Genomic DNA, 9,475 nt, shown 5'->3' with positions numbered 1-9,475 from the left:
TCGGCCTGTCCTGGCTCGCGATCGTGGCGGCCGAGATGCTGATCGGCGGCGTCGGGATCGGCTTCTTCATCTGGGATGCGTGGAACTCCTCGCATATCAGCGAGATCATCCTCGCCCTCGGCTATGTCGGCATCGTCGGCTTCCTGCTCGACCGCCTCGTCGCCGCCCTCGCCGGCATCGTCACCCGCGGCACGGCCGCAAGCTGAGGAGGAGCGCGATGACCACCCGTCCCTATCTCAAGATCGACCGGGTCGAGAAGACCTTCCGGCGCGGCGCCCGGCTCAGCACCGTGCTCTCGAACATCGACCTGTCGGTGGGCAAGGGCGAGTTCGTCTCGATCATCGGCCATTCGGGCTGCGGCAAGAGCACGCTGCTGAACCTCGTCGCCGGCCTCCTGCCGGTGACGAGCGGCGCGATCCTCCTGGAGGACCGCGAGGTCAACGCGCCGGGCCCCGACCGCGCCGTGGTCTTCCAGAACCACTCGCTCCTGCCCTGGCTCACGGTGCGCGAGAACGTCGCCCTCGCCGTCGACAAGGTCTTCGCCGGGCGCAGGAGCCGGGCCGAGCGCGCCGAATGGATCGACCACAACCTCGCGCTCGTCCACATGGCGCAGGCGGCCGAGAAGCGGCCGGCCGAGATCTCGGGCGGCATGAAGCAGCGCGTCGGCATCGCCCGCGCGCTCGCCATGGAGCCGAAGGTGCTGCTGCTCGACGAGCCCTTCGGCGCGCTCGACGCGCTGACGCGGGCGCATTTGCAGGACGCCGTGATGGAGATCCATGCCCGGCTCGGCAACACGATGATCATGATCACGCACGACGTCGACGAGGCGGTGCTGCTGTCCGACCGCATCGTGATGATGACGAACGGCCCCGCCGCGACGATCGGCGAGGGGCTGGGCGTGCCGCTCGCCCGCCCGCGCCGGCGCATCGAGCTGGCTTCCAATCCGGTCTACCTGAAGTCGCGCGAGGCGGTGCTCAAGTTCCTCTACGAGCGCCACCGCTTCGTCGAGGCGGCGTGAGGAGGCGGGCGAGGCCATGAAGGAGCGGCTCGTCGTCATCGGCAACGGCATGGCGCCCGGACGCATGCTCGAGCACCTGCTCGAACGGGCGCCCGACCGCTACGCGGTGACCATCTTCAACGCCGAGCCACGGGTGAATTACGACCGCATCATGCTCTCCCCGGTGCTTTCCGGCGAGAAGGCGTTCGACGAGATCGTCATCCACGGCGACGGCTGGTACGTGCGCCACGGCATCACGCTCTACAAGGGCCATCGCGTCGTCGCGATCGACCGGGAGGCGCGCACCGTCACCTCCGCGCAGGGCGTGAGCGTGGGCTATGACCGCCTCGTGATCGCGACCGGCTCGGTGCCGTTCGTCCTGCCGCTGCCGGGCCGGGACCGGCCGGGCGTCCTGACCTATCGCGACCTCGACGACGTCAACGCCATGCTGCTCGCCGCGCAGTCGCGGGCGCGGGCGGTCGTCATCGGAGGTGGTCTGCTCGGTCTTGAGGCGGCCGTCGGCCTGCGGATGCGCGGCATGGAGGTCACCGTCCTGCATGTCGGGCCGAGCCTGATGGATCGCCAGCTCGACCCGGAAGCGGGCGCTCTCCTGAAGGGCGCGCTGGAGGCCCGCGGCATCGCGGTGCGGCTCGGGGCGAATACCCGCGCAATCCTCGGCGAGCCGAAGGCGACGGGCGTCGAGCTGGCAGATGGCGAAATCGTGCCCGCCGACCTCGTCGTCATGGCGGTCGGCATCCGCCCGAACGCCGCGCTCGCGCGCGATTGCGGCCTCGCGGTCGGGCGGGGCATCGTGGTCGATGCCGGCATGGCGACGAGCGACCCGGCGATCCTCGCGCTCGGCGAATGCGCCGAGGTGGGCGGTATGGTCTACGGCCTCGTCGCCCCGCTCTACCAGATGGCGCGTGTCGCCGCAGCCCGCCTCGCCGGGGACGAGGCCGCCTTCGCCCATGTCGACACGCCGACGCGGCTGAAGGTCACGGGCATCGAGGTCTTCTCGGTCGGCGATTTCGCCGCGGGCGAGGATCGGGAGGAGATCGTCGCCAGCGATCCGCAGGCCGGGCTCCACAAGCGCCTCGTCCTCAAGAACGACCGCATCCTCGGCGCGGTGCTCTACGGCGAGACGGCGAGCGCCGCCTGGTTCAACGACCTCAGGACGCGCGAGGCCGATGTCTCGGCGCTGCGCGAGGCGCTGATCTTCGGGGAAGCCTACGGGCCGGGCGCCGCCCTCGCGGTCAGCAGCCTCGGCGCGGCGGGGGCCTGATGCGCGAGACGCGTACCACCTGCCCCTATTGCGGCGTCGGCTGCGGCGTGCTTGCGAGCCGGCGCGAGGACGGCGCCGTCTCGGTGCGCGGCGACCCGGAGCATCCGTCGAATTTCGGCCGCCTCTGCTCCAAGGGCTCGGCGCTCGGCGAGACGGCCGGCCTTGAGGAACGGCTGCTCCATCCCGAGATCGGTGGGCGCCGCGCGAGCTGGGACGAGGCCCTCGATCTCGTCGCGGCCACCTTCGGCCGCGCCATTGCGGAGCACGGGCCGGATGCGGTCGCGATCTACGGCTCCGGCCAGCTTCTGACGGAGGATTACTACGTCGCCAACAAGCTGATGAAGGGCTTCGTCGGCTCGGCCAATATCGACACCAATTCGCGCCTGTGCATGGCCTCCGCGGTCGCCGGCCACCGCCGCGCCTTCGGCGCCGACACGGTTCCGGGCACCTACGAGGATCTGGAACTCGCCGATCTCGTCGTGCTGGTGGGCTCCAACCTCGCCTGGTGCCATCCCGTCCTCTACCAGCGCCTCGCCGCCGCGAAGCAGAGTCGGCCGGGAATGCGCGTCGTGCTGGTCGATCCGCGCCGCACCATGACGGCCGACATCGCCGACCTGCATCTCGCCATCGCGCCGGACGGCGACGTGGCCCTGTTCAACGGGCTTCTCGCCCATCTCGCCGAGACGGGCGCCGTCGACCGCGCCTTCGTCGCGGCCCATACGACGGGCTTCGCTGGGGCGCTCGCGGCGGCCGGCCGGGCCGCGCCCGGCGAGGTCGCCCGCGCCGCGGGCCTCGCCGCGGGCGACGTCGCGGCCTTCTTCGCGCTGTTCGCCGGGACGGAGCGCGTCGTCACGGTCTTCAGCCAGGGGGTCAACCAGTCCTCGATCGGCACCGACAAGGTGAACGCGATCATCAACTGCCATCTCGCCACGGGACGGATCGGGCGGCCCGGCATGGGACCCTTCTCGGTCACCGGCCAGCCGAACGCCATGGGCGGGCGCGAGGTCGGCGGCCTCGCCAACATGCTGGCCGCCCATATGGATATCGAGGACGAGGCGGCGCGCGCGCGCGTCGCCCGGTTCTGGAAGGCGCCGCGCATGGCCCGGAAGGCGGGCTTGAAGGCGGTCGAGATGTTCCGCGCGGTCGCGGACGGGCGCATCAAGGCGCTCTGGATCATGGCGACGAATCCCGTCGATTCGCTGCCCGATGCGAGTGCGGTCGAGGCGGCGCTGGCGGCCTGCCCCTTCGTCGTCGTCTCGGACGCCTCGGCGCGGACCGACACGATTCGCCGCGCCCATATCCGCCTGCCGGCCGCCGCCTGGGGCGAGAAGGACGGCACGGTGACGAATTCCGAGCGCCGCATCTCGCGCCAGCGCGCCTTCCTGCCGCCGCCGGGCGAGGTCCGGCCCGATTGGGCGATCGTCTGCGAGGTCGCGCGCCGCATGGGCCATGGCGCGGCCTTCGCCTATGCCTCCCCCGGCGAGATTTTCGCCGAGCACGCCGCTCTCTCGGCCTTCGAGAACGGGGGGGAGCGCGATTTCGACATCGGCGGCCTCGCGGGACTCCCGCCGGGCGGATACGACGCGCTGGCGCCCGTCCAATGGCCGCTGCCGGCGGGCGCAGCCCCGGCCGATCGCCGCTTCTTCGCCGAGGGCGGCTTCTACACGGCCGACCGCAAGGGCCGCTTCGTCGCCGTGGCGGGCGCCGCGCCGGCCCGGACCACGCCGGACTTCCCGCTGGTGCTCAATACGGGCCGCATCCGCGACCAGTGGCACACCATGACGCGCACCGCGAAGAGCCCACGCCTCTCCCAGCATCTGGCCGAGCCCTTCGTCGAGATCCATCCGGACGACGCCCGCCGCTGCGGGCTGGGCGAGGCCGACATCGCCGAGATCGAGAGCCCGCATGGCACGGTGCTGCTCCGGGTGCTCGTCACGCGCCGGCAGCGGCCGCGATCGCTCTTCGTCCCGATGCACTGGACCGACCAACTCGCCGCCTCGGCACGCATCGGCCGCCTCGCGCCGCCCGAGACGGATCCGGTCTCGGGCCAGCCCGCCCTGAAGCACGTGGCGGTGAGGGCGCGGCGCTTTCCCGCCGCCGCCTTCGGCTTCGCGGTGCTCGCGGAGCGCCCGGAGGGTCTCGACACGGATTACTGGGCGCTCGCGCGCTGCGCAGGCGGCTGGCGCTGCGAGTTCGCGATGGCCGGCGCGCGCGACTGGGCCGCCTTCGCGACGCGGCTCCTCGGCGGAGACGCGGGCATGCTCACCTATCTCGACCGGGCCGGGGGCCGGGCCCGCTTCGCGCGCTTCGAGGGCGAGCGTCTGCTCGGCGCGATCTTCGTGGCGCCCGGGCCGGTCGCGGTCTCGCGCGAATGGGCGGCCGAGCAGCTTGCCGCGTCTCACCCGGACCGATCGGCACGCCTTCTCGTCCTTTCGGGCCGGCCCGGTGCCGGCGGGGCGGATCGCGGGCCGACCGTCTGCGTTTGCTTCGGCATCGGCGCGAACCAGATCGCGGCCGCCGGCCGGGCCGGGCACCGCAGCGTGAAGGCGATCGGCGAGGCGCTTCAGGCGGGCACGAATTGCGGCTCGTGCCGGGCCGAGATCGCGGCAATCCTTGCGGGCCTCGTTCCCGAAGCGGCGGAGTGAACGCCCGGCGATCCGGCGGCCGGCTTGCGGAGAGAAGGACGCCGAAGGCGCTCAGCGCTCGGCGGCGTCCAGGCCCATCTGCCAGAAATCCGCTTCGAGCCGCGACGCCTTGCCGAACAGAGCGGCAAGCTCGATGAAGCGCTGCTCGGTCATGGCTCGTGCCGCCAGGTCGTCGAGATGGCGCCGCGCCCGCGCGGCGATGTCCTGATAGGCGTCGCCCGCATATTCGGCGATCCATTCGCGATAGGGATGCTCGCCGAGCGCACCGGCTCCGTTCGGAGCCAGGTTGCGGCCGATCTCGGCATAGCCGACGACGCAGGGGGCGAGCGCGACGTGGAGGTCGAGCAGGTCGCCGGCCGCGCCGCAATCCAGCACGAAGCGGGTATAGGCCACCGTCGCCTGATGCTCTGGCGCGGCCTCGATCGCGTCCGGCGTCAGCCCCCAGCGGCCGCACAGGCGCACATGCAGGTCCATCTCGTCGAGGATCGCGGCAAGCCCCGCCTGCGCCGCCTTCATGTCGGCGAGCGTGCGGCTCTTGTAGGTGGCGAGCGCATAGGCGCGCGCGAACTGGATCAGGAACAGATAATCCTGAACGAGATAGGTGCGGAACGCCTCCTCGGGCAGCGTGCCCGCGCCCATCCGGCGCACGAAGTCGTGGTCGACGTAGCTTTGCCAGTCGGCGGTGGCTGCGGTCTTCAGCCGGTCGAAGATGTCCATGGCTCAGCCCTTGCACTCATATGCTGCATCGAAGAAGGCACGCTCGAGCGCCACCGTCCACAGGAAGGAGCCCCGGCCGGCTTTTCCGCCGGCCCGACGCGATCCCGGATGGCTCCTCCGGGCAGCTCGTCATTTCCAGACCCCAGCCTCGGAAGCGCCGGTGCCGGATCCCCGCATGGCCTCGCAGAGCGCGCCGTCGTCGGATCGAAGCTGCCGCTCGCCCGCTCTTGACAGCTCTTATGCTCTGAATAAGTATAAGCCATCTTATGCTCAGTTGGAGTATAACATGGCTTCCTTCGCATCCGCCGAGCGGCTTCCCGCGGCCGACCTCTACGCCCGCGTCTCGCGCGTCATTCCACCTTTCGAATGGCCGGTCTTCGCGGAGGATGCGGAGGCGATCCTGCGCCTCAAGCGCGAGCGGAACGCGGTGGTCCTCGCGCATAATTACCAGACGCCCGAGATCTTCAACTGCGTCGCGGACATCGTGGGCGACAGCCTGGCGCTCGCCCGCAAGGCCATGGAGGTCGAGGCCGAGGTGATCGTGCTGGCGGGCGTCCATTTCATGGCCGAGACCGCAAAGCTCCTCAATCCGTCGAAGACGGTGCTGATCCCGGATGTCGCGGCCGGGTGTTCGCTGGCCGATTCCATCACGGCCGAGGACGTCCGGCTGATGCGCCGGCGCCATCCGGGCGTGCCGGTCGTGACCTATGTGAACACCTCGGTGGCCGTGAAGGCGGAATCGGACATCTGCTGCACCTCGGGCAATGCAAAACGGGTCGTCGAGGCGCTCGGCGTGCCGCGCGTCATCATGCTGCCGGACGAATACCTCGCCCGGAACATCGCGGCCGAAACCGATGTCGAGATCATCGCCTGGGAGGGCCATTGCGAGGTCCACGAGACCTTCCGGGCCGCCGATATCGCGGAGGTGCGCGAGGCCCATCCGGGCGTGACGGTGCTCGCCCACCCGGAATGCCCGCCGGATGTCGTCGCGGCGGCCGATTTCTCGGGCTCGACCGCCGCGCTGTCGGACTACATCGCCGGCAGGCAGCCGCCCCGCGTCGTCCTGATGACCGAGTGCTCGATGAGCGACAACATCGCCGTGCAGCATCCCGCCGTCGAGTTCATCCGGCCCTGCAACCTCTGCCCGCACATGAAGCGGATCACGCTCGCCAATATCCGGGCCTCGCTCGAGGAAAACCGGCACGTCGTGACCATCGATCCCGCGATGGCCGACCGCGCCCGCCTCGCGGTCGAGAGGATGCTCGCGATATGAGCGCCGATCTCCGCCGCCTCGCCGGGCAGCCGGTGATCGTCGGAGCCGGCATTGCCGGGCTCGTCACGGCTTTTCGCCTCGCGCCGCAGCCGGTCGTGCTCCTGTCGAAGGGGCGCCTCATGACGGAGGCGTCCAGCGTCTGGGCGCAGGGCGGCCTCGCGGCGGCCCTCGGGCCCGATGACGGGCCGGACCTGCACGTCGCCGATACCCTCGCGGCCGGCGACGGCTTGTCGGATGCCGGGATCGCGCGGCGCATCGCGGAGGGGGCGCCCGCGGCGGTCGAGATGCTGGCCGGGCTCGGCTGCGCCTTCGACCGCGATCGATCCGGCGCCCTTGCCCTCGGCCTCGAAGCCGCCCATTCGCGGCGGCGCATCGTACATGCCCGGGGCGATGCGACCGGGCGCGAGATCATGCGGGTCCTGGCCGAGGCCGCGCGGCGCACGCCGTCCGTCACGATTCTCGAAGGCTTCGAGGCGCGCCGCCTCCGGGTCGAGGAGGGCCGCATCGCGGGGCTTCTCACCTGCGATCCGTTCGGCCGGACGATCGACCTTCCGACCGATCGCGTGGTGATCGCGACCGGCGGAGTAGGCGGGCTTTTCCCCGACACGACCAATCCGGTCGGCTCCTTCGGCCAGGGCCTCGTCCTCGCGGCGCGGGCCGGGGCGGTGCTGATGGACCTCGAATTCGTGCAGTTCCATCCGACCGCCCTCGACGGCACGACGCGTCCGCTCCGCCTCGTCAGCGAGGCCGTGCGCGGCGAGGGAGCGACGCTGATCGACGAGCGCGGCCATCGCTTCATGGCGGACGAGCCCGGAGCGGAACTCGCGCCCCGCGACATCGTCGCCCGGCGCATCTGGCGCCATCGCGCCGCGGGCCACCACGTCTTCCTGGATGCGCGCAAGGCTCTCGGCGAGCGCTTTGCAGTGCGGTTCCCTGCGATCGCGGCCTCGTGCCGGGAGGCCGGGATCGATCCGGCCCGAATGCCGATCCCGGTTCGCCCGGCCGCGCATTACCATATGGGCGGCATCGCGGTGGACGGAGAGGGACGCAGCTCTGTCCCGGGCCTGTGGGCCTGCGGGGAGGCCGCCTGCACCGGGCTGCACGGCGCGAACCGTCTCGCCAGCAACTCGCTGACGGAAGCCATCGTCTGCGGCGGTCGGGTTTCCGACAGCATCGCGGGAACGCCGGCTGCGCCCGTGTCTCCTCGCCCCCGGCCCGCAGCGCCGATGCTGCCCGCGCCCGATGCCCGGCGCATCCACCCGCTCGTCGGCAGCGGTCTCGGCGTGATGCGGGGCGGGGAGGGACTCGCGGCGCTGGCCACCCGGCTGCTGGCCCCCGCCTCGGGCCGTGGAGCCGAGGCCGATCCGGCCGCCGTCGCTCTGATGATGGCGGTCGCGGCTCTGCGGCGCGAGGAGAGCCGTGGCGCCCATTGCCGGAGCGATTTTCCGAAACCCGCCTCTTCGGGCACCCATTCGCGCCTTCGTCTCGATGAAGCGATGAACGCCGTCCGGGACCTTGCCGGGGCCTGCGCGCCCGCACTTGTGGAAGCCTGACATGCCCCTTTCGAAACTGCCCGCCGTCATGATCGAGCCGATCGTGCGGGCGGCGCTTCTCGAGGATCTCGGCCGGGCCGGCGACCTGACGACCGATGCGATCGTGCCGGCCGATCACCGCAGCCAGGCCAGGCTCGCGGCCCGCCAGGTCGGCGTCGTGGCCGGGCTCGACGTCGCCGCGATGGCGTTCCGTCTGATCGATCCCGAGGTGGTCGTCGAGGTTGCGCGGCCAGACGGCGCGAGGCTCGCGCCGGGCGATGTGATCGCAACCGTTTCAGGCCCGACCCGCGCCATCCTGACGGCCGAGCGCGTGGCCCTGAACTTCCTCGGCCATCTCAGCGGCATCGCCTCCGTGACCGGATCGATCGTCGACGCGGTCCGGGGCTACGATGCGCAGATCGTCTGCACCCGCAAGACGACTCCGGGCCTGCGGGCGCTCGAGAAATACGCGGTGAGGGCCGGCGGCGGCGGCAACCATCGCTTCGGCCTCGACGACGCGATCCTCATCAAGGACAACCATGTCGCCATCGCGGGCGGTATCCGGCCCGCGATCGAGCGCGCCCGGGCCGGGGCCGGCCACATGGTCAAGATCGAGCTCGAGGTCGACACGCTCGCCCAACTCGAAGAGGCCCTCGGCATCGGGATCGACGCCGTCCTCCTCGACAACATGACGACCGATCAGTTGAGAGACGCCGTCGCCATGGTGGCGGGGCGTGCGCTGACGGAGGCTTCGGGCCGCATCACGCCGCAGACCGCACCCGCCATCGCGGCGAGCGGGATCGATCTGATCTCGATCGGCTGGCTAACCCACAGCGCGCCCGTGCTGGATATCGGGTTGGACCATGTCGGATCGGCGCCTGTCATGCCTCGAGACTGACCGGGAATTCCCCGGCAGATGCACGGACCGGGTGGAGAAGGGGGCAGAACAAGAGCTGCTCGAAATCGTACGTGGCCCTATCACTACTTTGGCAGATTATGAGTGCTGTCTCGCTGGCAATGAGGACATTG

The 9,475-nt window shown here is 71.0% G+C and carries 6 protein-coding genes and 2 pseudogenes; 7 read left to right on the top strand and 1 reads right to left on the bottom strand.

Translation table 11 applies throughout. From position 1 onward, the window contains the following. The 4 genes and pseudogenes from PKD06_RS16835 to PKD06_RS16820 form a co-directional block, all read left to right on the top strand. Positions 1-206: pseudogene (locus PKD06_RS16835) on the top strand (nitrate ABC transporter, permease protein); the annotation flags it as partial. An 11-nt stretch (positions 207-217) separates the two neighbouring features. Further along, positions 218-1,018 carry an ABC transporter ATP-binding protein gene (locus PKD06_RS16830; RefSeq protein WP_324382131.1) on the top strand — a complete coding sequence of 267 codons (801 nt, stop codon included), beginning with the start codon at positions 218-220 and terminating at the stop codon, positions 1,016-1,018. Between the two features lie 16 nt (positions 1,019-1,034). Then, a pseudogene (locus tag PKD06_RS16825) lies at positions 1,035-2,246 on the top strand (FAD-dependent oxidoreductase); the annotation flags it as partial. Between the two features lie 32 nt (positions 2,247-2,278). Next, positions 2,279-4,924 (top strand): molybdopterin-dependent oxidoreductase, encoded by a 2,646-nt coding sequence (locus PKD06_RS16820; RefSeq protein WP_324382129.1) that lies wholly within the window; start codon positions 2,279-2,281, stop codon positions 4,922-4,924. Positions 4,925-4,975: 51 nt separating this feature from the next. On the opposite strand, the gene PKD06_RS16815 is transcribed toward PKD06_RS16820, so the two are convergent. Beyond that, on the bottom strand, positions 4,976-5,641 hold the full coding sequence (locus PKD06_RS16815) for a TenA family protein (RefSeq protein WP_324382127.1): 666 nt from the start codon (positions 5,639-5,641) through the stop codon (positions 4,976-4,978). Positions 5,642-5,927: 286 nt separating this feature from the next. On the opposite strand from PKD06_RS16815, the gene nadA reads away from it, so the two are divergent. From nadA to nadC, 3 genes are read left to right on the top strand one after another with little or no spacing between them, the layout of a single operon-like run. After that, positions 5,928-6,914, top strand: coding sequence for a quinolinate synthase NadA (gene nadA, locus PKD06_RS16810; protein WP_324382125.1), 987 nt, complete (start codon positions 5,928-5,930; stop codon positions 6,912-6,914). Further along, complete coding sequence (locus tag PKD06_RS16805; protein WP_324382123.1) at positions 6,911-8,467, top strand: L-aspartate oxidase; 1,557 nt, start codon at positions 6,911-6,913, stop codon at positions 8,465-8,467. Before nadA ends, PKD06_RS16805 begins: the two co-directional genes overlap by 4 nt. Position 8,468: 1 nt before the next feature. Continuing rightward, on the top strand, positions 8,469-9,344 hold the full coding sequence (nadC, locus tag PKD06_RS16800) for a carboxylating nicotinate-nucleotide diphosphorylase (protein ID WP_324382121.1): 876 nt from the start codon (positions 8,469-8,471) through the stop codon (positions 9,342-9,344). Positions 9,345-9,475 lie beyond the last annotated feature (131 nt).

Origin of the sequence: Enterovirga sp. (assembly GCF_035325185.1) — a bacterium.
Lineage (GTDB): Bacteria > Pseudomonadota > Alphaproteobacteria > Rhizobiales > Beijerinckiaceae > Enterovirga.
This window is presented reverse-complemented; position numbering and strand designations above follow the sequence as displayed.